The 25,420-nt window shown below is 67.8% G+C and carries 23 protein-coding genes and 1 pseudogene; 11 read left to right on the top strand and 13 right to left on the bottom strand.

Translation table 11 applies throughout. The annotated features are described in order from the left end of the window. Window positions 1-5 precede the first annotated feature (5 nt). From E0H45_RS26005 to E0H45_RS25990, 4 genes are read right to left on the bottom strand one after another with little or no spacing between them, the layout of a single operon-like run. Window positions 6-428: a YybH family protein gene (locus tag E0H45_RS26005; protein ID WP_131342072.1), complete on the bottom strand. Its 423-nt coding sequence runs from the start codon at window positions 426-428 to the stop codon at window positions 6-8. 25 nt (window positions 429-453) lie between these two features. Continuing rightward, entirely contained in the window at window positions 454-1,683 is a 1,230-nt protein-coding gene (locus tag E0H45_RS26000; RefSeq protein WP_131342070.1) for an ornithine cyclodeaminase, nickel-pincer nucleotide-dependent, read from the bottom strand. 56 nt (window positions 1,684-1,739) lie between these two features. Continuing rightward, window positions 1,740-2,438 (bottom strand): hypothetical protein, encoded by a 699-nt coding sequence (locus E0H45_RS25995; RefSeq protein WP_131342068.1) that lies wholly within the window; start codon window positions 2,436-2,438, stop codon window positions 1,740-1,742. Beyond that, window positions 2,431-3,225 carry an alpha/beta hydrolase gene (locus E0H45_RS25990; RefSeq protein WP_238155280.1) on the bottom strand — a complete coding sequence of 265 codons (795 nt, stop codon included), beginning with the start codon at window positions 3,223-3,225 and terminating at the stop codon, window positions 2,431-2,433. The genes E0H45_RS25995 and E0H45_RS25990 overlap by 8 nt, the downstream gene beginning before the upstream one ends. Before the next feature lie 310 nt (window positions 3,226-3,535). Here E0H45_RS25990 and E0H45_RS25985 point away from each other — a divergent pair, with 310 nt between their 5' ends. Both E0H45_RS25985 and E0H45_RS25980 read left to right on the top strand, forming a co-directional pair. Further along, window positions 3,536-4,300, top strand: a complete 765-nt coding sequence (locus tag E0H45_RS25985) for a lysophospholipid acyltransferase family protein (protein WP_131342064.1) — start codon at window positions 3,536-3,538, stop codon at window positions 4,298-4,300. A 36-nt stretch (window positions 4,301-4,336) separates the two neighbouring features. Continuing rightward, window positions 4,337-4,729 (top strand): DUF2237 family protein, encoded by a 393-nt coding sequence (locus tag E0H45_RS25980; RefSeq protein WP_131342063.1) that lies wholly within the window; start codon window positions 4,337-4,339, stop codon window positions 4,727-4,729. A 29-nt stretch (window positions 4,730-4,758) separates the two neighbouring features. On the opposite strand, the gene E0H45_RS25975 is transcribed toward E0H45_RS25980, so the two are convergent. Beyond that, complete coding sequence (locus E0H45_RS25975; RefSeq protein ID WP_165546596.1) at window positions 4,759-5,772, bottom strand: type IV toxin-antitoxin system AbiEi family antitoxin domain-containing protein; 1,014 nt, start codon at window positions 5,770-5,772, stop codon at window positions 4,759-4,761. Between the two features lie 226 nt (window positions 5,773-5,998). Between E0H45_RS25975 and E0H45_RS25970 the strand changes: the two genes are divergently transcribed. From E0H45_RS25970 to E0H45_RS25960, 3 genes are read left to right on the top strand one after another with little or no spacing between them, the layout of a single operon-like run. Further along, complete coding sequence (locus E0H45_RS25970) at window positions 5,999-7,372, top strand: class II 3-deoxy-7-phosphoheptulonate synthase (protein WP_238155279.1); 1,374 nt, start codon at window positions 5,999-6,001, stop codon at window positions 7,370-7,372. Further along, window positions 7,369-8,391 (top strand): threonine aldolase family protein, encoded by a 1,023-nt coding sequence (locus tag E0H45_RS25965; protein WP_131342059.1) that lies wholly within the window; start codon window positions 7,369-7,371, stop codon window positions 8,389-8,391. Before E0H45_RS25970 ends, E0H45_RS25965 begins: the two co-directional genes overlap by 4 nt. Before the next feature lie 37 nt (window positions 8,392-8,428). Next, the gene (locus E0H45_RS25960; RefSeq protein ID WP_131342057.1) at window positions 8,429-9,406 is read left to right on the top strand and encodes a ribose-phosphate diphosphokinase; all 978 of its coding nucleotides are present in this window, start codon (window positions 8,429-8,431) and stop codon (window positions 9,404-9,406) included. Window positions 9,407-9,552: 146 nt separating this feature from the next. On the opposite strand, the gene E0H45_RS25955 is transcribed toward E0H45_RS25960, so the two are convergent. After that, window positions 9,553-10,317 carry a hypothetical protein gene (locus E0H45_RS25955; RefSeq protein WP_165546595.1) on the bottom strand — a complete coding sequence of 255 codons (765 nt, stop codon included), beginning with the start codon at window positions 10,315-10,317 and terminating at the stop codon, window positions 9,553-9,555. Between the two features lie 1,114 nt (window positions 10,318-11,431). On the opposite strand from E0H45_RS25955, the gene E0H45_RS25950 reads away from it, so the two are divergent. The 3 genes from E0H45_RS25950 to E0H45_RS25940 all read left to right on the top strand — a co-directional run bounded on the left by E0H45_RS25950 (window position 11,432) and on the right by E0H45_RS25940 (window position 14,520). Continuing rightward, window positions 11,432-12,190 (top strand): SAM-dependent methyltransferase, encoded by a 759-nt coding sequence (locus E0H45_RS25950; RefSeq protein ID WP_202872518.1) that lies wholly within the window; start codon window positions 11,432-11,434, stop codon window positions 12,188-12,190. Window positions 12,191-12,355: 165 nt separating this feature from the next. Next, complete coding sequence (locus E0H45_RS25945) at window positions 12,356-13,345, top strand: serine hydrolase domain-containing protein (RefSeq protein ID WP_131342053.1); 990 nt, start codon at window positions 12,356-12,358, stop codon at window positions 13,343-13,345. Window positions 13,346-13,398: 53 nt separating this feature from the next. Next, a complete protein-coding gene (locus tag E0H45_RS25940; RefSeq protein ID WP_131342051.1) occupies window positions 13,399-14,520 on the top strand; it encodes a Gfo/Idh/MocA family protein in 1,122 nt (373 codons plus the stop codon). 3 nt (window positions 14,521-14,523) lie between these two features. Here E0H45_RS25940 and E0H45_RS25935 read toward each other — a convergent pair whose 3' ends face one another. Together E0H45_RS25935 and E0H45_RS25930 are read right to left on the bottom strand one after the other, a co-directional pair. After that, entirely contained in the window at window positions 14,524-14,958 is a 435-nt protein-coding gene (locus E0H45_RS25935; protein ID WP_131342049.1) for a VOC family protein, read from the bottom strand. 101 nt (window positions 14,959-15,059) lie between these two features. After that, window positions 15,060-18,218: an amidohydrolase family protein gene (locus E0H45_RS25930; RefSeq protein ID WP_238155275.1), complete on the bottom strand. Its 3,159-nt coding sequence runs from the start codon at window positions 18,216-18,218 to the stop codon at window positions 15,060-15,062. A gap of 204 nt (window positions 18,219-18,422) precedes the next feature. Between E0H45_RS25930 and E0H45_RS25925 the strand changes: the two genes are divergently transcribed. Further along, entirely contained in the window at window positions 18,423-18,950 is a 528-nt protein-coding gene (locus tag E0H45_RS25925; RefSeq protein WP_131342047.1) for a hypothetical protein, read from the top strand. A gap of 24 nt (window positions 18,951-18,974) precedes the next feature. Here E0H45_RS25925 and E0H45_RS25920 read toward each other — a convergent pair whose 3' ends face one another. After that, window positions 18,975-19,478: an SRPBCC domain-containing protein gene (locus E0H45_RS25920; RefSeq protein ID WP_131342045.1), complete on the bottom strand. Its 504-nt coding sequence runs from the start codon at window positions 19,476-19,478 to the stop codon at window positions 18,975-18,977. Window positions 19,479-19,605: 127 nt separating this feature from the next. Between E0H45_RS25920 and E0H45_RS25915 the strand changes: the two genes are divergently transcribed. Beyond that, window positions 19,606-20,676, top strand: coding sequence for a glycoside hydrolase family 172 protein (locus E0H45_RS25915; RefSeq protein WP_131342043.1), 1,071 nt, complete (start codon window positions 19,606-19,608; stop codon window positions 20,674-20,676). A gap of 65 nt (window positions 20,677-20,741) precedes the next feature. Beyond that, window positions 20,742-21,287 (top strand): hypothetical protein, encoded by a 546-nt coding sequence (locus E0H45_RS25910; protein ID WP_131342041.1) that lies wholly within the window; start codon window positions 20,742-20,744, stop codon window positions 21,285-21,287. On the opposite strand, the gene E0H45_RS25905 is transcribed toward E0H45_RS25910, so the two are convergent. The 4 genes and pseudogenes from E0H45_RS25905 to pknB form a co-directional block, all read right to left on the bottom strand. Next, window positions 21,284-22,501, bottom strand: a complete 1,218-nt coding sequence (locus tag E0H45_RS25905; RefSeq protein ID WP_131342039.1) for a glycoside hydrolase family 15 protein — start codon at window positions 22,499-22,501, stop codon at window positions 21,284-21,286. The two genes, E0H45_RS25910 and E0H45_RS25905, sit on opposite strands and share 4 nt — an antisense overlap. 37 nt (window positions 22,502-22,538) lie before the next feature. Next, window positions 22,539-23,429, bottom strand: a complete 891-nt coding sequence (locus E0H45_RS25900; protein ID WP_131342037.1) for a DMT family transporter — start codon at window positions 23,427-23,429, stop codon at window positions 22,539-22,541. 36 nt (window positions 23,430-23,465) lie between these two features. Next, window positions 23,466-23,672: a PASTA domain-containing protein gene (locus E0H45_RS43980; RefSeq protein ID WP_475009184.1), complete on the bottom strand. Its 207-nt coding sequence runs from the start codon at window positions 23,670-23,672 to the stop codon at window positions 23,466-23,468. A 6-nt stretch (window positions 23,673-23,678) separates the two neighbouring features. Beyond that, window positions 23,679-25,415: pseudogene (gene pknB, locus E0H45_RS25895) on the bottom strand (Stk1 family PASTA domain-containing Ser/Thr kinase); the annotation flags it as partial. Between the last annotated feature and the right edge of the window lie 5 nt (window positions 25,416-25,420).

The raw sequence follows: 25,420 nt of genomic DNA, 5'->3' as shown, positions 1-25,420 counted from the left end.
ACGCCTCACGGCCCTGACGGGGACGACGTCGGGTTGAGTGGGTCGGCGTGGCGGTGCGTGATCTTCCACGCGCCGTCCTCGGCCCGGAACACCATCGTCGTCCGCAGCAGGTGCGGCACCGGATCCGGCTGGGTGACGTGCCGGACGGTGCCGCGCTCGATCGCCACCGTGTACGCCGTGTCCGCGCCGACGTGCTTCACGACGTACTCGAACTCGATCTTCGCGCCGCTGGCCCGGAACTGCGAGGACGCCCACTCGTACCGCGGCCCGATCTCGGACCAGCCGACCTCCTGGCCGCCGAACCCGCCGAAGATCGAGGTCTGTTCGCTGCGCGACACCAACGGCAACCACAACGACGGATCGCCGTTGACGAACGCGGTGTTGGCCTCCTCGAAGCGTCGCAGAAACGATTCGAAGTCCTGGTTCATGAGACCAGCCTCTATGCCGACAGGGTCACTTCATGTCGGCGTACGTGGGCGACAGTTCCCGCGCCAGGTGCTCGACGAACAGACCGACGTCCGTGACGATCCCGCGCGCCTGCGACGAGCCGCGGTCCGCGAGCTTCGTCACCGTCGCCGGGTTGATGTCCACACAGGTCAACGGGATCGACGCCGGCAGAATGTTGCCAGTAGCAACCGAGTGCAGCATGGTCGCGGCCATCAGGCAGTACCCGACGCCGTCCAGTTCGGCCCGCATCGCCCGCTGGCCCTCGAGGACGTCGGTGTAGACGTCCGGCAGCGGTCCGTCGTCGCGTACCGAACCGACCAGCACGAACTGCTTCCCGTGCTTGACCAGCGCGTGCATCACCCCGGACGTCAGCACGCCCTGCTCGACCGCCGCCGCGATCGACCCGGCCTTGCGGATCGTGTTGATCGCCCGGATGTGGTGCTCGTGCCCGTGCTCGACGCCCCGCCCGCGGGCGAGGTCGACGCCGAGTGACGTCCCGTACAGCGACGACTCGATGTCGTGTGTCGCGAGCGCATTGCCGGCGAACAGTACGTCGACGTACCCGGCCTCCACGATCGCGACCATCGCGGGCGCGGCGCCGGTGTGCACGATGCCGGGCCCGCCGACCCAGAGCACCTTCTGCCCGTTCGCCTTCGCCTCGCGCATCCCGTCAGCGACCTGCTTGACCAGCACCCGCTGCGGCTTCTCCGACGACACGTCCGACTCCATGAAGCCGAACCCGTCCTCGGTGCTCGTCACGATCGGGGGCGTGACCCGCACGCCCTGCGCACTCGAGATGATCCTCATCCCGGCGCGTACCTCGGACATCGGAATCGTCCGTACGGCGTCACCTTCGACGAGCAGACCGCAGTCCATCTCCGGGTTCTGGACGGTGACCCAGTGGCCGCCGAGCCGGACGCTCGTCGGCAGGTTCGTGGTCGAGTAGAACCCGTCCGGGAACACCCCGTCCTGGCTGACCTCGGTGATCTCCGGCGTACCGGGGTCGACCAGGTTCGCGCCCTTGGTCTGGATCCGCATCAGCAGCCGCTGCAGCGACTCCTCGTCCTCCGCGCCGACCGTCATCCGGACCGTGGACGGGTCGTCCTTGTCGTAGCCGAGGTCGAACTTGTCCAGCGTGTACTCGCCGCCGTACCCGCGAATGTCGTCGAGCACCCGGGACAGCAGCCCGGAGTCCATCAGGTGGCCGGTGATCTCGACGGTCTCGGTGACCTGCACGGGTGCCCTCCCAAACGAGTGATGTCGTCAGATTGTCCGACGATCCGCACTCTAACTCAGACGACGGCTCCGTCGTCACCGCCGTCACCCGGAGGGAGTCGGTCCTTCATCCGGAAGACCAGCGTGAGGAAGCCGCCGATGAAGCCGGTCACGGCGATCGTGGTGATCCGGCCGGTGCCGAAGTCGAGCAGCGCGGCCAGGATCAGCAGCAGCGGGCCGCCGAGCAGCCCGAGCCAGGCGAGCCGGCTGATCCAGTCCAGCCGTGGACCGCGCGGCGGCTCCGGCGGGACATAGTGGTCGTGCGGGTCGTCGGCCTTCTTGCCGGGCGGTTCCGGCTCCTCGGCCTTCTTCTCCTCGACCGTGAGCCCGGCCGGTACGTCGATCAGCGGCTCGTACTTGTCGTCCACATCCTCGCTGGCCGGCCAGCGTGCGACCGGCTCCTCGCCGCTGTCGTGCCCCGGTGCGGACGGTTTGTTGAACTGTTCCACCAGCGACTGCCACTCGGCGTCCTCGGTGCTGCGGTCGATCACCGGGCGGGCCCGCTCCACCGCCTCGGCGTCGACGAAGATCTCGTCGTACCCGACCGGGATCCGGACCGGTTCCTCGGCCTCCTCCGGCGTCCGGGCCTCGCTCTGGTTCTCGCAGTACGCCGCGATGCCGGCCGCCTTGAGCGCGTCCAGTACCGGCTCGGCGACCAGCGGATCGATGCCCCCGAGCGACGTGTACGACGTCGCGGTCAGTCCGTTGTCACGCATCGCTGTGCTCACTCTTGGGCTCACTCTCGGGCTCGTTCAGCCGGCTGATGAAGGCTGTCGAGTCCGCGAAGATCCGCGGCGCGTCGTTGTCCAAAGTTGCCACGTGGTAGCTGTCCTCGAGCAGGGTCTCGGTCACGTCGCGGGACGAGATCGAGGAAAGTACCGTCCGCCCCGAGCTCGGCTCCACCACATGATCGACAGTACTGCGGAACAACAGCACCGGCTGCGTGATCTTCGCCAGATCGTCCCGGGTGAGCTTCCACAGTTGCGACAGCGACTGCAGTGCGCGCAGCGGCATCCGGTCGTAGGCGCCTTCCTCGACGCCCGGCTTCTTGATGTCGTTCGAGATGCCCGGGAACGACGGCACCAGCTTGGACAGCACCGGCAGCAGCACCAGCCGCTTGTCGTCGGTGCGCACCGACGGGTTGATCAGGACCAGACCGGATACGTCTTCACCGTGCTCCTCGGCGAGCCGCAGTACCAGGCAGCCGCCCATCGACAGCCCCACCAGGAACACCCGGTCGTGCTCCTTGCGCAGCCGCTCGAACTCGTTGTCGAGTACGGCGTACCAGTCCGGCCAGGCGGTCTTGTTCATCTCCTGCCAGCTGGTCCCGTGACCGGGCAGCCGCGGCACGGCGACGCCGTACCCCTCGGCGGCCAGGTGCTCGGCGAACGGCCGCATCGACCGCGGCGAGCCGGTGAACCCGTGGCTCAGCAGCACGCCGACGGCGGCGTTCTCCCCGGTGCCGGGACTGCGAAACTCCTCCGCGTGGGCTTGCACTGGCACGCTCGACTCCTCGCCGTTCACGGTCCTCACAGACGCGCCTTGAGGCGCGTGACAATCGTCGCATCTGGGCTGCATCCAGTCTGCATCCAGGTGACAACACGGTGAGCAACACCGGCATTCCTGGCGGTGACATTGCCTGAGGGGGAAGCTGGAACGTAGTGTCCGGAGCGGAAGGTGGCGCGCCGGAGTTGTCGCGTGACCGCCACCGGCGTGCACTGGTGCCGGAAGTGGGTACGGGCAGACCATGTAGGTGGGCCCTGGTGAGTGCTGTCGTGTGAGTGTGTCGGGCGAGTGACGGAGGTCGAGGCGGATGCTGTACCTGTTCCTCAGACGGTTCTTGGTCGCACCACTGGTCAAGCTGCTCTTCCGCCCCAAGGTGACCGGGGTCGAGCACGTGCCGACCGACGGTCCGGCGCTGCTGGTCAGCAACCACCTGGCGTTCTCCGACTCGATCTTCCTGCCGGTCTCGATTCCGCGGCAGATCGTCTTCCCGGCCAAATCGGAGTACTTCACCGGTCCCGGCCTCAAGGGGAAGCTGGTCGCCACGTTCTTCCGGTCCGTGGGCCAGATCCCGATCGACCGCTCCGGCGGACGCGCCTCGCTGGCCGCGCTGAACACCGGCCTGGGGATCCTCGAGAAGGGCGGCCTGTTCGGGATCTACCCCGAGGGCACCCGCTCGCCCGACGGCCGGCTGTACAAGGGCAAGACCGGCGTCGCCCGGATGGCGATCGTGGCCGGCGTCCCGGTGATCCCGGTCGCGATGATCGACACCGAGAAGCTGCAGCCGCCCGGCCGGATCTGGCCGGTGTGGTTCTACCGCGAGAAGGGCCGGCTGCTGCCGCGGCTGGTGCGCCCGGGCGTGGCGTTCGGCAAGCCGCTGGACTTCTCCCGCTACGAGGGCATGGAGCGCGACCGCTTCGTCCTGCGCTCGGTCACCGACGAGATCATGTACGCCCTGATGGACCTGTCCGGCCAGGAGTACGTCGACATGTACGCCGACAAGGCCAAGGAGCTGCTCAAGGCCGGCGAGTCGATCGACGCGCACGTCCGCCTCGGCGACACCAAGGCCAGCTGACCGCTTTCCGCTCGTCGTACGGCGAGGATTGCCGTCATGGACAACGACCTGAACGTGCTCGGTGAGCCGCTCGAGGAGTGCGGCACCGACCCGGTGACCGGGTTCTACCGCGACGGATGCTGCACGAGCGGGCCCGAGGACCTCGGCAACCACACCGTCTGCGCGGTGATGACGTCCGAGTTCCTGGCCCACCAGGCCTCGATCGGGAACGACCTGATCACCCCACGCCCCGAGTGGCAGTTCCCCGGCCTGAACCCGGGCGACCGCTGGTGCGTCGTAGCCGCCCGCTGGCTCCAGTCGTACCACGCCGGTGCCCCGGCCCCCGTCGTACTCGCATCAACCCACGTCCGCGCCCTGGACACCATCCCCCTGACCGCCCTCCGCACCCACGCCGTAGACGTCCCCGCAGACCCCAGCTCACTCACCTGACCGGTGCCCCGCGAGCGATTGTGGCGGTGCTAGGAGGTTTTTGCTGGGATAGCGCCAGAATCCCTCCTCGTATGTGCTGAAAACCCTCCTTTGAGCGAGCAGGTGGGGGAGCAGGGGGTGAGAGTTCCGATCCAGCCGTGGAGGGCGAGCGCCGCCCCGACCTGGCCCGCGGTGGCGCAGGGATCGGTCACCAGTTGGTACCCGAAGCGCAGCGTGGTCTTGCCTTGCAACGTCGCTGCGTTGTCCCGGCGCATGTCTCGCCAGGTGGAGATCGCGTCGACATGTCCGGCGCGACCGTCGAGCTCGACGATCAGCTCGTACGGAACGTACTCGACATCGCGGTACTCCACCGTCAAGCCGCTCGTCGAGCTGCCGGCCGCGCGGACCTGCCGAGTGCCGGTGGGTAGACCGTGGGCACGTTCGACCCGGGTCAGATACACCTGCTCAAGGAACGACTGCACGCCGTACGCGGCATCCGCCAGGACTGGTATCAGCAGCTTGCGTCCACGGAGTCGTGGTAGCCGATCAAGTTCGGTCAGCAACCGGTCAGGTGTCGTCCGGCGCTGACGGCAAGCGTCGAGAACGATGGCCGCCCGACGATCCGGGTCGAGTCTTCGGGCCGCCGCGGTCAGCACGGCGATCTCCAGGCGGACGACGTACGGCTCACGTCCCTCCACCAGCCACGAGGAGAGGTCCTGATGGCGGGTGAGCCGGATGCCGGACCGCCGCTCGATCCGACGGTTCTGCGGTACGGCGAGATGGATCGGCGAGTCGTGCCAGTCGCCGCTCAGCCCATGCCAGCGCAGCGCCGTGTCGGCGGTCAACGCGGCGTCGGGACCGCACGCGAGCCAGGCGGCCCATACGCGGGCTGACCACGGCAACGGGCCGGTGAAGTCGGCGTACACGCCTTGGTGGATCCGCTGGATCTGCCGGTTCCGGCACCGCCGCGCCAGCGTCTTGTCGTCGATCCCGTGCGTCACCGCCTGGGCCCGAGTGAACATGCCCTGCTGCCGGCCCCGCAGCTCGACGAATCCGCTGATCATCTGCCTCCACCTCCGATTGCCGAAGTCCCTCCACACCGACAACATGCCGTCGATCACCCTCCTCGCTCGCGACGAGTTGGGCCCTGTGGACAATCTCCCGCTGGATCCTGGCGGGTTTTCACCCGCTGAGGAGGCATTTCACTCCTAGGAGAGATTTGAGCGAGCGGAGACGGGAGGTGGTGAGACGTGTGGGTGGGGGGCGAAGGGGGTCAACTAGGCTGAGGGCATGCAATTTGCGACGTTGACGGCGGGGCAGGTTCCCGGGGTTCCTACGCTGGACGAGTTGCGGGGGCTGAAGCCGCTGCAGCAGCCGGAGTGGCCGGATCAGGGTGTGCTGGAGCAGGTGATCACGGAGCTACGGACGCTGCCGCCGCTGGTGTTCGCCGGCGAGTGCGACGACCTGACCACGAAGATCGGTGCGGTCGCCCGCGGTGAGGCGTTCATCCTCCAGGGCGGCGACTGCGCGGAGACGTTCGCGGGCGTGACCGCGGAGAACATCCGGGCCAAGCTGCGGGTGCTCCTGCAGATGTCCGTCGTCCTGCAGTACGCCGCCAGCGTGCCGGTCGTGAAGATCGGCCGGATCGCGGGGCAGTACGCCAAGCCGCGCTCGTCCGGCGAGGAGACCCGCGAGGGCGTGACGCTCCCGTCGTACCGCGGTGACGCCGTGAACGGCTTCGACTTCACCCCCGAGTCGCGGATCCCGGACCCGCAGCGCCTGCGCGGCGTCTACAACGCGGCGGCCGCGACGCTGAACCTGACCCGCGCGTTCACCACCGGCGGGTACGCCGACCTGCACCAGGTGCACGCCTGGAACACGGACTTCGTGAAGTCGTCCCCGGTCGGCCGCCGCTATGAGCAGCTGGCCTCGGAGATCGAGCGCGCGCTCGCCTTCATGCGGGCCTGCGGCGCGACCTCGGACGAGTTCCGGACCGTCGACTTCTACGCGTCGCACGAGGCGCTCATCCTCGAGTACGAGCACGCGCTGACCCGGATCGACTCGCGGACCGAGCAGCCGTACGACGTGTCCGGCCACCTGCTCTGGGTGGGGGAGCGGACCCGGCAGCTGGACGGCGCGCACGTCGAGTTCCTCGCCTCGCTGTCGAACCCGCTCGGCGTGAAGATCGGTCCGACCACGACACCGGAGTACATCCGGGCCCTGATCGACAAGCTGAACCCGAAGGGCATCGAGGGCCGGCTGACGTTCATCACCCGGATGGGCGCGGGCAAGATCCGCTCGGCGCTGCCGCCGCTGCTGGAGGCGGTCCGCGACCACGGCTCGCCGATCGCGTGGGTGTGCGACCCGATGCACGGGAACACGTTCGAGACGCCGAACGGGTACAAGACCCGCAACTTCGACGACGTGATGGACGAGGTGCAGGGCTTCTTCGACGCCCACGAGCAGGTCGGGACCTGGCCGGGCGGCGTCCACATGGAGCTGACCGGCGACGACGTGACCGAGTGCCTCGGCGGCGGTGAGGAACTGGTCGCGGAGGACCTCGTGAACCGGTACGAGACCGCCTGCGACCCGCGGCTGAACCGGCACCAGTCGCTCGAGCTGGCCTTCCTGGTCGCGGAACGCCTGCGCGGCGCCCAGGCATGATCGATCTCCGCTCGGACACCGTCACCCGCCCGTCCGCGGAGATGCTGGCCGCGATGACGTCGGCCCCGGTCGGCGACGACGTGTACGGCGAGGACCCGACCGTCAACGCGCTGGAGGAGCGGGTCGCCGGTCTGCTCGGGCACGAGGCCGGCCTCTTCACCGTCACGGGCTCGCTCGCGAACATGCTCGGCGTACGGGCGCTGGTCCCGCGCGGCGGCGAGGTGCTGTGCGAGGCGAGCGCCCACATCGTCCGCGCCGAGCTCGGCTCGCACGCGGCCGCGAGCGGCGTCACGACGCGGACGTGGAGCGCGCCGTCCGGGCAGATCGACCTCGAGCAGATCCGCGCGCTGATCGCGCCCGACCTCGGCCCGTACTTCGTCGTCACGTCGGCCGTCTCGGTCGAGAACACGCACAACTTCGGCGGCGGGTCGATCCAGCACGGGTACGACGTATTCGCGGACGAACTCGCCGCGCGCGGGCTCCCGCTGCACCTCGACGGGGCGCGGCTGTGGAACGCGGCCGTCGCCACCGGGCGAACCGTCGCGTCGTTCGGCGAGCGGGCGGCCGCGGCGAGCGTGTGCCTGTCGAAGGGGCTCGGCGCACCCGTCGGCTCGGTGCTGGTCGGGTCGGCCGAGCTGATCCGTGAGGCACGGATCTGGCGGAAGCGTCTCGGCGCCGGCTGGCGGCAGGCCGGCGTCCTGGCCGCGGCCGGGCTGTACGCCGTTGAACACAACCTCGAGCGACTGGCCGAGGACCACGCGAACGCCCGCGCGATCGCCGAGGTGCTCGCCGACGCCGCGCCCGGCTCGGTGAAGCCCGACCAGGTCGAGACCAACATCGTCGTCGCCGACCTGGCCGCCACGGGGCGCACGGTCGCCGACGTGGTGGCCGGCGCTCGCGACGCCGGCGTACTGGTCGGTGGTGTGGGAGCGACGCAGCTGCGGATCGTCACGCATCTCGACGCCTCGGCAGCCGACTGCCGTACGGCCGCGGAAATTCTGGCGCGGCTGATCAGCTAGGGTTCAGCTGTCGGGGTCGCAGCGTTCGGGGAGAGCCGTGCGAGAGATCGTCGTGTTCAGCGGAAGTGCCCACACCGGGTTGGCGGAGCAGATCTGTAAGGATCTCGGCGTACCGCTTTCTCCGGTCGAGATCCATCGTTTCAGCAACGATTGCCTGCAGGTCCAACTGCAGGCGAACTGCCGGCAACGAGACGTGTACATCGTGCAACCGCTGGTGCCGCCGACGCAGGATCATCTGATGGAGCTGCTGCTGATGATCGACGCCGCGCGCGGCGCGTCGGCGCAGCAGATCACCGCGGTCATCCCGCACTACGCGTACGCGCGGTCCGACAAGAAGGACGCCTCCCGGATCTCGATCGGCGGCCGGCTCGTCGCCGACATGCTGACCACGGCCGGGGCCAACCGGGTGCTGACCATGTCACTGCACGCGCCACAGGTGCACGGCTTTTTCTCGGTCCCCGTCGACCACCTGACCGCGATCGGCATCCTCGCCGACCACTTCCGCGGACGCGACCTGTCCGACACCGTCGTGGTCAGCCCCGACCTCGGCAACGCGAAGACCGCGACGCAGTTCGCCCGGCTGCTCGGCCTCCCGGTCGCGGCCGGCAGCAAGCAGCGGCTCGCCGACGACCGCGTGGTCATCGACACGATCGTCGGCGACGTCTCAGGCAAGCGCGCGATCGTCCTCGACGACGAGATCGCCACCGGCGGCTCCATCATCGAACTCCTGGACCGCCTGAAGGACCGCGGCTGCACGTCGGCCGCCGTCGCCTGCACCCACGGCCTGTTCGCCGGCCCCGCGGTAGAGCGCCTCCGCTCCCACCCCTCCATCACCGAAGTCATCAGCACCGACACCGTCCCCCGCCCCGCCGGCTTCCCGGACCTCCAGGTCACGTCAGTCGCAGGCCTCTTCGCCGAAGCCATCAAACGAATCCACGACGGCGAATCCGTCAGCAGCCTCTTCGACGGCGTAGACCCCACCCACGCCCCACCCCAACCCAAACTCCCGTTCTAGTACGCCGGGAGATGGGCGCCAGGATCGTCGATGGTCACCCCGTGACATCGGTGACTAGGTTGGGCAGACATCTCGCCTGTCGTGAGGCGCTTTCCTATTTCAGCGGCGCGTGCGCGGCACAGGTCTTGCGGTCCAATATGTTGAGGTCAGCCATCTAGCCCCGTAGATCGTTTCAGGGCTTCGATCGCCAAAGGGACGCCGATGGCCGTCGCACTCGTGAGAACCCACGTGCGAGCGCGGCCCAGAGCGTGTTTGACCTTGCCCGCATCGCCAACTCGGGCTGCCTCTTCGGCCTCCGCGACCGCGCCAAGATCAGCCGCTTCAGCAGCCGTCGATACCTGTGGCGTCAGATGCTTCCGAAGGATCTCCAGCTCACCTGCCAGCTTGGACAGGTCAATGCCGGTTTGTAACTCCTGCTGGTTGACCGTTCCGATCTTTGCCTTCGCGTTGGGGCCAACGTTGATTGCCTGCCCAACCTCGTACTTATCGCGCATGACTAAGTCCCCCTCAATGTTGGTGATGCTGAAGCCACCCATGTAGGCGAGGTCTTGGAGTAACCTTGACCCCTCGCGTCGAACCCATTCGTGCTGGCTCGAGTCGCTATCGACCATCGTCATCTTGGCAGTGCTCTGCAAGGATTCCAGAGTGATTTCGCCAGCCATCACTTTGGATAAGGCCAGCATGGCCGAATCGCACGGTATCTGCTCATCGAAGTCGGTGACCACGATTCCGCCGTAGCGCCCGATGTAATCAAGCAGAAGCCATGACCGCGCCTCATGCATTGCGTCGTATCGTTGTGGATCGAATGTGGCGAAGGCGCAGTGGAGCCCCTGCCTTCTGTCCACGTCCCCATAAAATGTCGAGGCGATCGTCACAAGCGGTCGTCTGCGCTTGTTCGTCTGGCGAATCATCTGGAGGTCGGTTGCGTGTAGGTAGACCCTCGGAACCCCGCTAACCCTGAGATGAACGCCGCCGTAGAGGCTTCTCTCCTGGCCCGATCCCACGAAACGAGCTGGGAGCCATCGTAGTTGTCCTGAGATGCGACAATCTATTGAGCCGGCCGATCGAATGCTCGCAATTACATGCCTGTACATCTCATTTGTCAGTGCTACTGGAAATCCATCGTGCGCGAAAGACGTGCTTGTGATTGACATCATCCATCGCTCTTCGTCGTCCGTCCCAAATCTGTGAGGGCCGAAGCGGATGCAGCCGTATCCGGCGGCGATAAAGTGCGCCTTGTGGTCAGGCGAATGGACGGCGGTCAGCCAATCCTGTGTTACCGACTCCATGCGCAGAGGGCTTAATGAAAGCTCCGGGCCGTGGTAGTTGTTCGTCGATGCCAAGCCTGGCGCGATGGGTACCCACTCCGTCAGCCTGACCTCAGGTAGGGTTACCTCGGATAGATACGGAAGAGCGGAGCCATTGACTCCGTTCCACAACTCGGGGACAGACCAGATCGATATAGGCGCCGGCAGAGTTGGCCCCGGATCTCCGCCAGTCAGAAAACGAGGAAGTGCCAGATGGCGTCTCAGCCAGTTAGCCGCAGAATCAGGGCCTAGCGGCGACAACCCAAGCCGCCTGTTCACGCTTGTCATATACCCCTCACTTTGAGCGCAGACTCTAACCTTCCGGACGACAGCTCGCCTAGTGCCAGATAACTGCTGGCATCCGGCATGGAGCGGCACGCGGTTCAGGCCGGCCACCGTCGCACGGTGGCATCGGCGGCCCCACGACGCCCGGCCGGCCCTTCACCTCGTAGGCGTTCTGTACAACTGCGGTCCGAGGAGCGCGTCAGAAGAGCCGGGATAACCCGTCGTCTGCTCGCCGCGAGGGCGGGACGACGGTAGGCGGGGCGACGGTCGGGAGTGGGGACAGGCACCGGTGACTGGGCACAGGCAATACCAGGTGCCGACCCACTACTGGCCGTCGCACGACCCGGATCGGGCTGATCATCACCCACACATCGGACAGAAGAGCCGAATAAGCGGTTGCCTGGTCCGGGGCGCTCCCGCAGACTCCGGTCGCGTGGATGATGCTGAGCTTGAAGCGCAGTTGAGGAACGAGCGCTATCCGCGGTCTGCGGCGTACTCGGCCAGGTGGATGGTAGACGGGGCGATGGGGCCGAACCCGGTCTGGCAGGCGGAGGCTCTCACCGAACTGATGCCGCTCGAGGCGGGGATGCGGGTGCTGGATATGGGGTGTGGCAGTGCGGTGAGTTCGGTCTTTCTGGCTAAGGAGTTTGGGGTTGAGGTGTGGGCTGCCGATCTGTGGGTGCAGCCTGCTGAGAACCTGCGGCGGGTGTCTGAGGCGGGGCTGGAGGGGCGGGTGCATCCGGTGCATGCCGAGGCTCATGCGTTGCCGTTCGGCGAGGGGTTCTTCGATGCGCTTGTCAGCATCGGCGCTTATCACTACTTCGGCACTGACGACCTCTACCTTGGCTACTACTCACGCTTTGTGAAGCCCGGCGGTCGGATCGGCATTGTCCAGCCCGGTCTCGCCGAGGAGTACGAGATGCTTCCACCGCCGCACCTCGCGCCGTACTGGCAGTGGGACTTCTGCGCTTGGCACAGCCCAGCCTGGTGGCGGCGGCACTGGGAGAAGACCGGCCTGGTCACCGTCGAGGTCGCCGATCGCGTACCCAGCGGGTGGCAAGACTGGTTGCAGTGGAACGAGGCCTGCGATCGCGACAGCGGTACGCCGGGACGCGAAGAAGCACAGATGCTCCACGCCGACGCCGGCAGAGCCCTCGGTCTCACCCGAGTCATCGCCCACCGCAACACCTAGGCTGACGCGCAATCCGTCCTAGGTGCACGCACGAAACCGCGGCGCGGCTTTGGCGGGCGTTGTCGGCACATGCGGCGGGGACTGGGAATAGGCAATTGCTAGTTCCCAGTCCCCGGCGAGTGTGATCAGTGGGGGAGGCCGCCGCTGGGTGGTAGCTTCAGCGGCGTGGGGGATGGGGTGGATGGGGTCGCGGAGCGCGCCAGGTTCTCTGGTGTGGTTCGGGTCGATCGGGCGGGTGTGACTGAGTTCTGCACGGCTTATGGGTACGCCGACCGCGCCCACGAGATCCTCAACACGGTCGAGACCCAGTTCGCGACTGCGAGTGGGACGAAGAGCCTGACGGCACTGGCTGTGATGAGCCTGGTGGAGCAGGGGACGTTCGAGCTCGGCACGACTGCGCGTTCGCTGCTTGGCAAAGACCTGCCTCTGATCGCCGACGACGTGACGATCGAGCAACTGCTGGCGCACCGGTCCGGGATCGGCGACTACTTCCCTGAGGACGGCGACATCACCGACTACGTGATGCCGGTGTCAGTGCACGAGCTCGCGACGACCGAGCAGTTCTTGCCGGTGCTGGACGGCCACGAGACCGTGTCCCCGGCCGGTGAGCGGTTCGCGTACAACAACGGCGGCTATGTCGTCCTCGCCCTGCTGGCCGAACGAGCGAGCGGCATCAACTTCCAGCAGTTGGCTCGCACGCTGGTCTGCGAGCCGGCGGGCATGGTCGACACCGCGTTCCTGCGCTCCGACGAACTCCCCGGGCGCGCCGCGCTGGGCTACCTGGCCGTCGACGGCCTGCGAACGAACGTGTTCCATCTCCCCGTGCTCGGCAGCGGCGACGGCGGCATCTACACGACCGCTGCCGACCTCAGCGCCTTCTGGGATGCACTCTTCGCCGGACGGATCGTCTCCCAGGAGCACGTCGCCGAGATGGTTCGACCGCGCAGCGACTGGCCGGAGGAGTCCAGGCGCTACGGCCTCGGGTTCCACCTCCGCGCGACGGGCGACGGCGTCTGGCTGGAGGGGTACGACGCAGGCGTGTCGTTCGCCAGCCTGCACAAGCCCTCGTCGTCGATCACCTACACCGTCATCTCGAACTGGTCCGACGGCGCCTGGCCGATCATCAAGGTCCTCAACGACCAGCTCGGCATCTGAAGCAGAAACGCGCATGGCCGCAGGGGTTGGCGATCGCCAATAGCATTGCCGGTATGGCGGATTCGGTGCGGATCGGTGTTGTCGGCGCGGGGAGCATTTCTGTTCGGGGGCTCCTTCCGCATCTGGGGCAGCCGGATCTGGTCGAGCGGGTGACATTGGCCGCGGTCTGTGACCCGGTGCCAGGTCGGGCGGAGGCTGCGGCCGAGAAGTTCGGGGTCGAGCGGGCGTTCGTCGAGTACGAGGAATTGCTGGCGCGCGGCGACGTCGATGCCGTGACGATCGCTTCTCCGATCGGGTTGCACTACGAGCAGGGCAAGCTCGCGTTGCAGGCCGGGAAGCACGTGCACTTCAACAAGACGATGACTCTGACCGTCGCCGAGGCGACCGAGCTGATCGAGCTCGCGGCGGACAACGATCTGCGCATCGTCGCGTCGCCGGGGGAGATGCTGCGGCCGCATCATGTGCGGACGCGGGAGCTGATTGCCGAGGGCGCGATCGGGACGTTGTCGTGGGTGAGCTGCGGTGCGGCGTTCGGCACCTACCACGAGAACGAGTCCGTGCGCGGCGGGAACGACGTACTGACGAACATCGATCCGTCGTGGTACTTCCGTAAGCCCGGCGGCGGACCGCTGTACGACATGACGGTCTACGCGCTGCATTCCGTGACCGGGATCCTCGGGCCGGCGCAGCGGGTCACGGCGATGTCCGGCGTACGGGTTCCTGTTCGGACGAGCGGAGGCGCCGACGTACAGACAGATGCCGACGACAACACCGTCATCCTGATCGACTTCGGCGACAACCTGTTCTGCGTTGCGACCGGAACCGCGGCGGGTGGGATGCGGGGAGGTTTCGGCGGCGCCTATTACGGTACGGCGGGAACGATCGACGGGCTGCTGCTCAACGGGGAGCCGTTCGACTTCCCCCACCGCAACCCCGCCGAGCTCTCGCCCCGCGGGCCGGGGAACCAGGCACTGCTTCCACACGTGACCGGCGTACACCGGGAGATCGAGGAGCAGCACGTGTACGAGGACGTCATGCAGCTCGTCGACTGGGTCCGCGACGGCAAGCCCTCGATCGTCACCGCCGAACACGCGCGCCATGTCATCGACATCATCGAGTCCGCGTACCGCGCGTCGGCGACCGGTCAGGCCCAGGACCTCACCACGACGTTCTGAGCGTCACTTGTACTCGGCGAGGCCGATGATGATGCCCGCGGGACCGCGGAAGTAGCAGATCCGGGTGTGCTCGTCGAACCGCGACACCTCGCCGATGAGTTCGCCGCCGTGGCGGCGCAGGCGGGCGATGGTGTCGTCGAGGTCGTCGACGGTGTACATGACGCGGTGCGTACCCAGGATGTTGTGCGGCTGATTCCTCGGGCTGGGGAGCAGCGCGGGGCTGTGGTACTGCGACAGTTCCAGCCGGCCGTGGCCGTCGGGGGTCACCATCATCGCGATGTCGCACCGGATGCCGTCGAGTCCGACGGCACGGTCCGCCCAGGAGCCCTCGATCGCCGCCTGGCCCTCGAGCTCCATGCCGAGTTCGGCGAAGAACGCGATCGCGGCCGCCAGGTCGTCGACGACGATGCCGACGTTGTTCATCTGCTGAATCGTCACGCTGGTACTCCTTGTTGGTCACGCGGCCCGTCCTGGCCGCTTCTGTACCTAGGACGGACCCGGCGCGACTCTCTCGACATCCAAAGCGCAGCGATTTTCTTCTAGCTTTCGCAGCAGGCTCGGTGCAGCCATTCGGGTTCGTGCCACCAATAGGAGGTGTCGTGAGCGTGGGCTTGGGAGCGGGTCAACGGTTGTGGGGCGTTGGCGGTGTGGACGGTCGGCTGCAGATTGTTCGTCGACGCGTACGGCGTCAGTAGGTCGTCGACGGTGTAGTGGTTGCCGGCGATCATCACCTGTTGTACGGCGGCGACCGCGCGGATGTCTGCCAGTGGGTCGCCGGTGATGAAGGACAGGTCGGCTTGGGCTCCGGGTTTCACGACGCCGAGCTTGTCCTCCAGGTTGAGCCACTTCGCGGGGTTGCGCGTCGCCGTCGTGAGGGCCTCGTACGGCGTGAAGCCGCCCGCGACCATCGAGCGGAGGTTGGCGTGCAGCGACACCGCCATGTTGTCGAGGGGAGTGTCGGTACCGGAGATGACCAGTCCACCGCCGCGGTGGATGCGGAGGACCATGTCGACGTTGCCGCGCAGCAGTTCGCGCGTGGTGACGCCGGCCGGACCCTTCGCGGTGTTCACTTCGGCGATCAACGCGTCGTACTCCCAGGACGGGTACAGCGTCGTCGTACGGCGGTCCGTGAGCAAGGACGGATCGTCGACGTGCGCCATCGTCGAGTTGAAGAGCGTCGGCGTCACGGACAGGCCGGCCCGCGTGAACAGCGTCACCACGTCGGAGTACGCACGTCCCAGCCGGCTGACCGTGTGCGAGTACCCGAGCCGGTTCGTCGCACCGGTGTGCTCCATGCCGTCCATCCCGAGATGCTCGGCGGGATAGAGGTAATGCGACGACAGCTGTAGCCCGAGGTGGTGCACATAGGCGATCGCCCGCCGCTGGTACTCGATCGGCAACCGCACGTACGTTTTCACCAGGTCGTACGCGAGCCCCTCGACCCGATCGAGTTCCAGACCGAGCTGCCGCAGCGACAACGTCGGCCGCATGAAGTTGTAGTACACCCGCGACCCGTCGATCGCCTCACCGGTCGCGAAGTACCGCGGTCCGCGCAGGGACCCGTTGACGAGCGCCTCCCGGGTCTCCTGCATCTGGTACGCCGGATCGCCCGGAGAGCGCGTACTCGTGATCCCGTACGCGAGCCACAGGTTCCCCTGCCGCGCACCCCACGCCCGTCCACGCAGATGCCAGTGGTTGTGGGCGTCGATCAACCCGGGCATCACGGTCAACGCCGACGCATCGATGTCGGCGCGGCCGCTGTGCGGTCGTACGGCAGCGATGCGCGCGCCGTCGACGACCACGTCGACGTCCCGGCGCAGCGTGGTCGCCCGTCCGTCCCACAACGCACCCGCGTGGATCGTGACGTGCTGCTTGACGGTCGCCCGCCGGTACTGCAGATCCAGCTTGATCGTCTCGACCCGTCCACCAGTTGCCCTGCGCAACCGTCCGTTGTTGAGGTAGAGCAGCGTGTCGTTGTTCAGCCACACGGGGGAGTCCGTCACCTCGTTGGTGACTGCGCGCGGCTCCCCGGTGAAGCGGCCGCGTGCATCGACCGGTACGACGTACAGCAGGCTCTCGACGACGAAGGCCAGTTGCTTGCCGTCGGGTGAGAACACCGGGCCGTCGTCGCCGCGGGTGGCGAGCGAGCGGAACGGCATCGGCGCGACGTACTCGAGCGCGGTCGAGGCGACATCGACGTACAGCAGCTGGCTGGTGCCTTCGCGGAAGCGTTTGGAGAACGGCTTCACCGCGGCGAGGACGAGCGTCTTGCCGTCGCGCGACCAGCTGACCCGGCCCGGCTGGAACAGCGTCGGGGTTAGTTGGCGGACCTCTCCCGAGGCGAGGTCGAGGACCCAGGCGATGCCGTCCTGGTCCTGGTAAGCGATCCGCAGCCCGTCGGGTGCGAAACGCGGCGCGGTCTGGGCACCCGGGAGACCCGACAGCTTGGTATCCGTGCCCGTTGCCAGATCGTGCAGCCACAGGTCAGCCGTACCGTCGCGGTCGCTTGCGTAGAGCAACTTCTTGCCGTCCGGCGAGAAGTCCGGGTCCGAGTTGAAGTAGCCGTCGGCAACTACCTTGCGGGGATGTGTTCTGCCGTCGGTCGGCGTCAGCCAGAGTGCGTTCAACGCCCGGAACGCGAGCCACTTCCCGTCCGGCGACGCCGTCGGGCTCGCGATGCCACGGACTGCTCGCTTGCCCGTCGACTCGAGATCAGGAGCCTTCGGCCGCGGCCGCCGCGACGTCACGGGCACGGTTGCAGCGAACGGTACGACGCTGTGCTCGCCGCCGGCGTTCGCGTCGGCGTCGTACCGGTGGACTGTGCCGTCGGCCGTGTAGAAGAGGTCCGTCGACGCCCAGGACGGCGGGACCGCGAAGACGTCCTGTCCATTGGTGACTTGATGATTGTCGACAATCAAATCGCAGGATGGTCCGGTCAGGCGGACGTACGCGAGACGGCCATCGGGCGCGTACGACGGCCCGAACAGAGTGATCCCGGTCTGATTGTTGACAATCGTCGTGCGTACACCGGAGTCGAGGTCGAGCTCGACGATCGAACTGGTGTCGACGGTGAAGGCGATCTTCCGGCCGTCGGCGGAGACGGTCGGCTCGGCCTCCTCGCTGGTGGTGTCGGTCAGCGCAACAATCGCGCCGCTCGCGAGGTCGAGCCGGTGGATGCCGTAGCTGCCGGCGGTGTTGCCCCCGTCGCCGAAGCCGCCGAGGTCGGACGAGAAGACGATCGATCGGCCGTCGGGCGTGAAGTGCGGCTCGCGGTGGTCGTACCGCCCGCTGGTCAACTGCCGCAGGCCGCTGCCGTCGGGCCGGATCGACCAGAGGTGGAAGTTCCCGTCGCGGTACGACTGGAACACGATCGACCGCCCGTCCGGCGACCAGCGCGGCCGGGACGCATCCTGCAGATCGTCGGTGAGCCGGCGCGACGTACCGCCCGCGGCCGGTGTCACCCAGATCGCCGTCACCAGGTCGAACGCCAGCCACTTCCCGTCCGGCGACACCGACACCATCAGGTTCGTGCCCTCGGTGAGCACAGCCTGCCTGCCAGTGGACGCCTCCGTGGACGCCTCGGTGACTGCCTCGGTGGGCAGCGCCGGAAGTTGTACGGCGCCGACGGCGGCGGCACCTCCGCCGAGTTGCAGCGCGCGCCGCCGCGAAATACTCCAGGAACCAGGGTTCTCGGTCACGTCATCGGATCCAATCCCTCGAGGGCGGTGGGACCCCTGCAAATCTGCCAGTACCGTCCGAGTCACACGATCCTGACCGGCGCGTCCCGCGCCCAACGGCCGCTACCGTGCGCCGAACGGTGGGGTCCGTCGCCCAACCCGAAGCCGACTACTGCGCGGCGGGCGTGGATCGGGAGACACGCCCCAGCGTCTATCGTCTGCGGCATGCAATCTCTGTCTCCACGGGCTCGGGCGCTGGGTGCGGCCGGGCTCTGTTTGTTGATCGCAGTCGTGGCTGGGCTCGCCGTCGACAGCCGTCTCGATCGGCACTGGATCCTGCGCGGCCTCACCGTCCTGCTTGCGGTGGCCTGCGCCGCGCTGCTGCTCACCGACCAGACCCGGCGGCTGCGGCAGATCGTGACGGGTGTCGGGCTGGGGATGTTCGGGCTGATCATCCCGGTGTCGCAGACGACCTGGTCGAAGCCGCCGGAGATCGAGTTCGCGCTCCAGGTCGCTACTGACGCGAAGAACGCGGCGCAGAAGAACGCCCAGAGCGCGGTGTCCGTCGCGGACGTGCAGGCTGCGGCCGAAGCACGCGGGGGAGCGGTCGGCTCATTCCCGACTGAGAAGACCCCGCAGGTACGCGGCGCAGACGCCTACCCACTCATCATCCGCGCCAAGCGCGACCAGGGCCGCCCCTGGGCCTGCCTCTCCTTCACCCACGGCCTGGACGCCAAGGTCCGCCCCTGCTGAACCGCCCGGCCTCAAATCACCCGGCTACTCGTAGGCGGCAGCCAACTCCTCGGCTCTGTTCAACGGGTCCCACGTGATGGGTCTGCCATCGAGCTGAGCCTCCACGACCTCCAGGCCTGCCTCCCAGCCTGCGGCCGCAGGTCCAGCTGCCTCGGGATCGGACAGAACGTTGGTGAACACCAATCGGCTACCCGTCGGAGTGCGAGCGATCTCCCAGCTGAGAGTTTCGCCGGCCCACTCGTACTCCAGCACAGTCGGCGGTTCGCTCCGCAGCAGGCGACCGTTCGGCTTGCGGTCCGGGTCGTCCGCCATCCCGTACCTCCGCTGCTGTTCCTCCGTCACCGCGAAGAACAGCTCACTCCCGACCGGACGATCCAGGTCCACCACGGCAGGGAACCACGAGGACAGCCGCGCAGGATCGGTGATCGCCCGCCACACGTCTTCAGGCGGATGCGGCAGCAGTCGCTCGAACCTGATCGCCGTCCGTCCGTCGCCCGTCGTGAAGACCGTCCCGCGCCGACTCTCCATGCCAGCAATATAACCAACGATGAATATAAGCATCCATGGAATCGTGCGGTCGCGTCGCACCCGGCCGAGTCCCACTTGCTGGGCAATCGATTTCTTGACGAACCGGGTGCGGCCTAAGGTCGCGGGTATGACTCTTGGGAACCTCACCGGCATCAGTGCGCTCGCCGACGTCGAGTCGCGCTCCATCAGTGCGGAGAACCCCACCGGCGAGCCCGGTCAGGGTGGACGGCGGACCGAGGGGACCGGCGCGCGGGCGGCGCGGGACCTCGGCCAGGGCTGGAAGGTCTCGCCGTCGATCGAGATCGGGCCGGGGGAGACCGTGACGCTGGCGGACATCGCCGGGTCCGGCTGCATCACGCACATCTGGCTGACCACGCACGTCGACCACTGGCGCCGGCTGGTACTGCGGACGTTCTGGGACGGTGACGCCGCACCCGCGATCGAGACACCGGTCGGCGACTTCTTCTGCTCCGGCTGGGGCAAGTTCGCCCAAGTGAGCTCGCTGCCGATCGCTGTGAACCCCAACGGCGGGTTCAACTGCTACTGGGAGATGCCGTTCCAGTCGCAGGCGCAGCTGACCCTGGAGAACACGCACGACGAGGCAGTGGTCGTGTACTTCCAGGTGGACTACTGGCTGGGCGCTGTGCCGGACAAGTCGGCGTACCTGCACGCGCAGTGGCGCCGGAGCAACCCGCTGCCCTCCAAGACGGTCCACACGTTGCTGGACGGTGTGGAAGGGCCGGGGCACTACGTCGGCACCTACCTGGCCTGGGGCGTCAATAGCACCGGCTGGTGGGGTGAGGGCGAGGTGAAGTTCTACCTGGACGGTGACGACGAGTTCCCGACCATCTGCGGCACAGGTACCGAGGACTACTTCGGTGGCGCGTGGAACTTCGACGTACCCGACCTGGGCGGCTACACCGAGTTCAGTACGCCGTACCTCGGTATGCCGCAGGTGATCCGGCCGGACGGGCAGTACCAGAGCCAGCAGCGGTTCGGCATGTACCGCTTCCACCTGCCAGACCCGGTCCGCTTCAAGGAGCGGCTGCGCGTCGACGTACAGGCGCTCGGCTGGCGCTCCGGCGGACGCTACCTGCCGCTGCAGGACGACATCTCGTCCACGGCGTTCTTCTACTCGGGCAAGACGAGTACGGCGCGACCGGACGCGCCGACCCACGACGTGATGGAGATCTGCTGACACGACGTCAGGCCTATACTCCACCGCTGTGACGTTCACGGGGGGACGTACGAGGGAGTGCTGGGATGCGCCGCGTTCTGTTCATCGTCGGCTGGGCGATCGCCGGTGCGCTCGTGTGGGCGATCATCTTCGGGCTCGCCCTGTTGCTGGGATCCGACGATCCCGACGACTTCTTCGAGCAGGCGACGTTCCGCACCGAGAAGGTGGTCGGTGTTGCCGGTGCCTCCGTGGACGATGGCCCGTGCGCCGAGAGCAAGGACGACAAGGGGACGCAGCGCACCCACGGCACGTCGTACGAGGTCGACCTGACCTGGACGGACGCACAGGGAGCCACGCACCACGGCGTGATGACGACCTGCAACCGTCCGGACGAGGGCGAGCAGGTGACGGTCTGGGTCAGTTCGCACGACGAGGTCTTCAACAGGTCGCCGTTGGCGATGTACAGCTCCGTCCCCATCGCCGCTGTGGTGTTCGCGCTCGGCGCGTGGGGATGGACCTGGCTGAAGAAGGACGAGCGGCGCGGGTCCGAGACCCTGCGTCAGCGGCTCCGTCGGCACAGGCTCCGTCGGCTGAGGCTCCGCGAGCTGAGGCGAGCGAAGAGGCACACCTAGCCAGGGATCGGCAGGGAGCCTTCTAGCGCTGTGCTGGTGAGGACGACCAACGCCGCGGTCCAGGCAAGGGGAGCTTCACCGGCCGGCTCCAGGTCCCGGTTGACCTTCTCCGGCAGCGCGCCGGTGCTGGTCCGGTGCTGGTCGAGCCAGGAGAGCATCGCCTCGGCTTCGGAGCGATTCCCGCGCGCCGCGGCGCTCAACGAGAACAACGCGGTCTGAGGCGTCCAGGACACGCCGTCAGCACGCCACGACTCGCCAGGCGTCACGCCACCGTTGGGCTGCGTGAGTACGGCGCGCGCCCGGTCGATCGCCGTGGATACGACGGGCCGGGCCGGGGCGAACGGCGGCCCCAGCACAGCAACGAACGCGTCGGCACCGCCGCCGATGCTGATCGGTTCGACACCTGGTTCGACGAAGCTCGTGGCTCGAGCCGGTGTCCGTGGGTAGTCCGGCCCGAACACCCGGTCGGTTGCCGCCGACAACTTGTCCAGGGCCTCCCGCCAACGGGTCGCCTCGGCCGGACGGTTCTGCTCGGTGGCGATCAGCACGGCCGACCGAAGGCCAGTCAGCAACGGGGCGACCGTTCCGATCGTCAGCTCCTTCTCGGAGCGCTCCCAGTAGTCAGAGGAAGGCGCAGGCAGCCCGTCGGCTCCCAGTTCACTGACGATCTGGTCGGCCGACTCCTCGACGAGGTCCCAGTACCGCTTGCCTGAGCGGCAGAACCAGGTGGCCCACAGCACCCACCCGGACGCATCCAGCTGCGGTTCGCGGCCGTCGTCGACGTGACCGCCGGCGTCGGTGTAGCGGGCCTGCCAGCGACCGGTCGACGGCCGGACAAGGTCCAGGAACGACAGTACGTCGAACGCCTGGTCGTACTGCCCGACGGAGCACCGCGCGGCTGCGACGAACGACGCGTCCCGCGGCCAGACGTACCGCCACGGGCCGTCCCAGCCGGCCAGGGTCGCGCCGTTCGGGAGGGTGAGCGCGTCGAGGTCAGCCAGCGCGTGGCGGACCAGGTCGTCGTCGTACTGCTCACTGCGGAGCGACGAACCGGCGTGTACGGGCGCAGCGTCACCGGGGACGCCGTCGGCGACCAGACGTGGTTGCGGGTTGCGGACCAGGTTGGTGGCGGTCCCAGCGGTGAGCGTCGCGAGCAGGAGGGTGATCACGACGCGCGGGAACCACCGCTCCCGTCGCCGGTTCCCCTCCCGCATAAACCCTCCCCCTGCTGTTCCGAACCCATGGGCCCAACTATTGGGCCAGGTGCTGCACTTCCGCCTCGAACTTACGCCGTGGCGCCAGCTCGACCAGGTACATGGCCGACACCACCAGTGCGCCGCCGACCAGCATCCGCCAGGTGAGGCTGTCCGAGCCGAACAGCACAGCGAACGTCGAGGCGAACACTGGCTCCATTGTCATCGCAATCGCCGCGCGCGTGGGAGTCAGGTGCGCCTGGGCCCAGGTTTGGACGATCAGCGCGAGGGCTCCGGCGACCAGGGCCATGTAGATCACGCTCACCCAGTCGCCGCCGGTGCTCGGCACCGAGAACCCGCCGGGCAGGGCGCCGATCGCGCAGACGCACGTGATCACGATCATCTGCAGTGACGACAGGCCGAACGCGTTCCTCGACGTCGACCAGGCGCCGAGGCCGATGATGTGCAGCGCGTAGAGACCGGCGGACGCGAGGGTCAGCAGCTCGCCGTGGCCGAGGCTGAGGCCGCGCAGGGACAGTACGCCGAGACCGGTCGTGGCGAGGATCACGGCGACCCAGGCCCAGCGGCCGATCTTGTGCCGCAGGATCACGGCGCCGAGCAGCGGGGTGAAGACGACGTACATGCCGGTGACGAAGCCGGAAACGCTCGCCGAGGTGTGCCGCAGGCCCTCGGTCTGGAGGAGCTGGGCGATGCCGTACGTGATGCCGAGGGCAACGGCGCGGCCGCGGTCCAGGCGGCTCAGCCGCGCGATCGCGGGCGGATGGACCAGCATCAGCGCGACCGACGCGATCAGGAACCGCAACGCCAAGTAGTCGGCGACGTCCATCCTGGTGAGCAGGTCCTTGGTCAGGAAGAACGTCGACCCCCAGGCGGCCGCAACCGACAGCAGGGCCAGTACGGCGAGACGCGGGTGGTTCACGCCGGACATCAGATCAGACGCCTTGCGTGCAAGGCAAAACCGGCCCTAAAGGACGGTGATCACGATGGTGCTGCCGGGTTTGACCTTCCGGCCGCCGGCGGGACTCTGGGCGGCGACGATGTTGAGGCCGAGGTTGAAGGGCGCCTTCTGCACCGTGACCTTGAAGCCGGCGTCGCCGAGGATCTTCTGCGCGTCGGCGGTGGTCTTCCGCTTCACGTCCGGGACCGCGACCAGCGGTGGGCCGAGTGACACGACCAGCGAGACCTTGTCCTTGGCGAACAGCGTGCCGTTGTTGGGGCTCTGGCTGATCACGTTGCCTTCGGCGACCTTCTCGTCGTACTGCGTGCTGCGCCCGACGACGAACCCGAGCTTGGTCAGCGTCCTCTTCGCGTCCTTGTACGACTTGCCGGTCAGGTCCGGGACGGTGATCGGCCGTTTGCCCTTGCTGACCGCGAAGTTCACCGCGGTCCCCGGCTTCACGACCGTGTTGAACCTCGGGCTGATCGCGATCACCTTGCCCTGCGGCACGGTCTCGTTGTACTGCTCGATGATCTGCCCGGTGATCAGCTTGATCGGCGACAGCGCCTGCTGCGCGGCGTCCAGTTGCAGACCGACGAGCTGCGGCACGCGGTACCGCTCCGGCCCCTTGGAGACGGTGAGACCGATGTCACCGTTCTTCCGGATCCGGTCACCGGCCTTGGGGTCGGTCCGGATGACATGGCCCTGCTTCACGTCCTCCGAGTAGTCCTGGTTGTCGAGGCTCGTCCGCAGGCCCCACTGCTCCGCCTTGGCAGTCGCGGCGGCGGGCTCCAGGTTCACCAGGTCGGGCGTGGTGGTGTACCGGTGGATGCCGTAGTACCAGGCCGACGTACCGATGCCGATCGCGACCGCCAGGATCAGGATCAGCGCGATCGGTCCCCGGGACCTGCGCCGTGGCGGCGCCGGTGCAGGTGGCGGTGTCTTGGCGGGAGCGCCCGTCGGTCGTCCGTGGTCCACCGGTACGACGATCGTGTCGTGGCGGATCGGCTGGCTGTCCGGGGGCGATTCGCCGCGCGTGTAGCCGTCGTCGTACCCGCTGTCCTGCCGGATCTGGTGAATCGGCACCGTCAGGTCACCGGTCAGCTCGGGATCGTCCGGCAGCCCCTCGTCGAGCGCGCTGCGCACCCGGTGCACCTGCCGGCTGAACACCCTCGCGTCGGTCGGCCGCAGGTCGCGATCCCGCGCGGTCGCGCGCTGTACGAGCGCATCGACGTACGGCGGGATGCTCGGCTGCTCGAGCGACGGTGGGGGTACGTCGGCATGCACGTGGGCGTAGGCGACCTGGATGGGGGTGTCACCGGAGTGCGGCTTGTTGCCGGTGAGCATCTCGTACAGGAGGATGCCGGCCGAGTACACGTCCGAGCGGGCGTCCGCGCTGCCGTCGGTGACCAGCTCCGGCGCCAGGTACGACACCGTGCCCATCAGGAGCCCTTGGGTGGCGGTGTTGCCGCTGGCGCTCACCGCGCGGGCCAGACCGAAGTCGGCGACCTTGACCGCGCCTTTGTCGGAGATCAGGACGTTCTCGGGCTTGATGTCGCGGTGCACGATGCCGGCGTCGTGTGCGGCCGACAGCGCGGACAGGATCGGTGTCAGCAGGTCCAGCGCGCGGGCGGGGGAGAGCGGTGCCTCCTCGCGGATCACGTCGCGCAATGTGCGGCCGCGCACGTACTCCATCGCCAGGAACAGCGTGCCGTCGTCGTCGCCCTGGTCGAAGACGGCGACCACGTTCGGGTTCGAGAGGCGGGCGGCGGCGCGGGCCTCGGCCACGAACCGGCGGGTGAACTGGGCGTCGTCACCGAGCCCGTCGTGCATCACCTTGAGCGCGACGGTGCGGTCCAGCCGCATGTCCAGCGCCTCGTAGACGGTGGCCATGCCGCCCTTGGCGACGCGCGCGCCGACGCGGTACCGACCGTCGAGCACTCGCCCGACGAGGCGGTCGCTGACCTGCGTGTCCACGTCGT

It is taken from the genome of Kribbella soli (assembly GCF_004331345.1).
GTDB lineage: Bacteria > Actinomycetota > Actinomycetes > Propionibacteriales > Kribbellaceae > Kribbella > Kribbella soli.
The sequence above is the reverse complement of the archived record's forward strand: the minus strand, read 5'-3'. Positions and strand labels throughout refer to the sequence as shown.

What these genes read in the sequence shown, in the direction of transcription:
- E0H45_RS26005 (WP_131342072.1), bottom strand. Translation starts at nt 428, where the DNA reads ATGAACCAGGACTTCGAATCGTTTCTGCGACGCTTCGAGGAGGCCAAC.
- E0H45_RS25955 (WP_165546595.1), bottom strand. Translation starts at nt 10,317, where the DNA reads ATGATTCGCCAGACGAACAAGCGCAGACGACCGCTTGTGACGATCGCC.
- E0H45_RS25915 (WP_131342043.1), top strand. Translation starts at nt 19,606, where the DNA reads ATGACTCTTGGGAACCTCACCGGCATCAGTGCGCTCGCCGACGTCGAG.
- E0H45_RS25975 (WP_165546596.1), bottom strand. Translation starts at nt 5,772, where the DNA reads ATGATCAGCGGATTCGTCGAGCTGCGGGGCCGGCAGCAGGGCATGTTC.
- E0H45_RS25905 (WP_131342039.1), bottom strand. Translation starts at nt 22,501, where the DNA reads ATGCGGGAGGGGAACCGGCGACGGGAGCGGTGGTTCCCGCGCGTCGTG.
- E0H45_RS25920 (WP_131342045.1), bottom strand. Translation starts at nt 19,478, where the DNA reads ATGGAGAGTCGGCGCGGGACGGTCTTCACGACGGGCGACGGACGGACG.
- E0H45_RS25970 (WP_238155279.1), top strand. Translation starts at nt 5,999, where the DNA reads ATGCAATTTGCGACGTTGACGGCGGGGCAGGTTCCCGGGGTTCCTACG.
- E0H45_RS25965 (WP_131342059.1), top strand. Translation starts at nt 7,369, where the DNA reads ATGATCGATCTCCGCTCGGACACCGTCACCCGCCCGTCCGCGGAGATG.
- E0H45_RS25940 (WP_131342051.1), top strand. Translation starts at nt 13,399, where the DNA reads ATGGCGGATTCGGTGCGGATCGGTGTTGTCGGCGCGGGGAGCATTTCT.
- E0H45_RS25995 (WP_131342068.1), bottom strand. Translation starts at nt 2,438, where the DNA reads ATGCGTGACAACGGACTGACCGCGACGTCGTACACGTCGCTCGGGGGC.
- E0H45_RS25925 (WP_131342047.1), top strand. Translation starts at nt 18,423, where the DNA reads ATGCAATCTCTGTCTCCACGGGCTCGGGCGCTGGGTGCGGCCGGGCTC.
- E0H45_RS25910 (WP_131342041.1), top strand. Translation starts at nt 20,742, where the DNA reads ATGCGCCGCGTTCTGTTCATCGTCGGCTGGGCGATCGCCGGTGCGCTC.
- E0H45_RS25985 (WP_131342064.1), top strand. Translation starts at nt 3,536, where the DNA reads ATGCTGTACCTGTTCCTCAGACGGTTCTTGGTCGCACCACTGGTCAAG.
- E0H45_RS25900 (WP_131342037.1), bottom strand. Translation starts at nt 23,429, where the DNA reads ATGTCCGGCGTGAACCACCCGCGTCTCGCCGTACTGGCCCTGCTGTCG.
- E0H45_RS25980 (WP_131342063.1), top strand. Translation starts at nt 4,337, where the DNA reads ATGGACAACGACCTGAACGTGCTCGGTGAGCCGCTCGAGGAGTGCGGC.